This is a genomic window from Oleiphilus sp. HI0117 (assembly GCF_001635235.1).
The window spans coordinates 1-1,396 of the sequence record NZ_LWGA01001135.1 but is presented as its reverse complement, the minus strand read 5'-3'; the positions used below and the strand labels follow the sequence as shown (position 1 = coordinate 1,396).

Here is a 1,396-nt window from a genome sequence, read left to right as displayed (position 1 = left end):
ACAACCTCATCTAACCGGCTGTTTAGCTGTAAACCTTCACGTCCAAACCTTGATACCACTTTTGCCGAATCAACTGTCTTGTCGGCGATTTTAAGAAGATCGGCGTCAGACTCGTTTTTTACGAACGGTAACAGCCATGCTGGGGCATTTGTTTCTGTCACTTCTCCGCTAGCAAGCTTTGAAAGCCAAAGAGTTACAGTAGATTCTTTTAAAAACATCAAGTATCCGCAGAATTAGAAAGGTATGGGTTATTATTTATAAAGCATCCATTAAATGAATATTAGACTGTAATTAAAATTATCGCCATACAAGGTCGCTTATTCTTATGGCGCTCGGTAATGTCTGCTTACGAGCTTTCTACGCCCCTCGTACTGGTTAATTAATTTAAAGGTGAATTTTTCCATTGGGTGCTCAGATCACACAAACGCTGGCTTTAGATCTTCTTCTTTTAGCAAATCAACTACGGATGAAACGATATCTTGTTTTTGCGACGCATCACTATGAACAGCATAAACTTCCCTTACAAATGACTCGGCACCGTGAATAGGGAATAACTGCTTAGATTGAACAAACTGTTCAACGAGTACCTTTGGTAATAAAGCTACCCCACCGTATGTCATTAGAAATTCCAAGGCTATATGAGTTTGTCCTGTATGTAGAATCGGTGTGTGTGGTTGATTGAAGAGGCGAGCTTGAAGGACATTTACAGATGTTCCCCAGTCAACAAAAATATGTTTAGTTTTGGCAAGCTCTTCAGTTGCAGCCCAGTTTTGGTCAGATACAAACATTAACTCGACCTTGCCAATTTTAGTGAGAACTAATTCCGTAACACTTGGCGGGTCTAGTAAAACAGCTATATCGATACGTCCACCTAACAAGGCCCTCGTCAAATCTTGAGGACTGCTAATTTCAGTCCGAATGTTTAAACCGTCAAAGGTATCGACCACTTTTGGTAAAAGTGACTGTAGAAAAGTGTCCCAGAGGTTTGAGGTGCTGCCCAAAGCGATCTGCATATCCAGCTGGCCAGCCGCACCTACATCCTGTAGTGCTGACTGCCACGATGTGAGTACATTTTCAGCATGGGGTAATAAACGTTCGCCCGAGGGGGTTAATAGTATGTTATTACGCTCGCGCGTAAACAAACTCATTCCAACACTTTCTTCCAGCTGCTTAATTCGAAAGCTTACAGCAGATTGGGTTAAGCAAAGATTTTCTGCTGCTTTCCCGAAGTGTCGAGTCTTGGAAACTTCCATAAAAGTGCGCAGAAGATCTGTATTNATATCGATTAAAAATATTTATCGTAATTAGAAAAAAAGTTCATTTTACAGCATAAATCGATTGAAAGCATAATCGCGCGAAATAAGATGGTTAGATTATATTAGGCAAAAATATGGCT

Annotated in this window: 2 protein-coding genes; both read right to left on the bottom strand. The window is 40.6% G+C overall.

Annotation, left to right across the window (positions count from 1 at the left end):
* The coding region (locus A3757_RS20265) for a hypothetical protein (RefSeq protein WP_156506451.1) at positions 1 to 218 on the bottom strand (218 nt) is incomplete at its 3' end.
* A gap of 198 nt (positions 219 to 416) precedes the next feature.
* A complete protein-coding gene (locus A3757_RS20260) occupies positions 417 to 1,265 on the bottom strand; it encodes a LysR family transcriptional regulator (protein WP_255374996.1) in 849 nt (282 codons plus the stop codon).
* Positions 1,266 to 1,396: the final 131 nt, after the last annotated feature.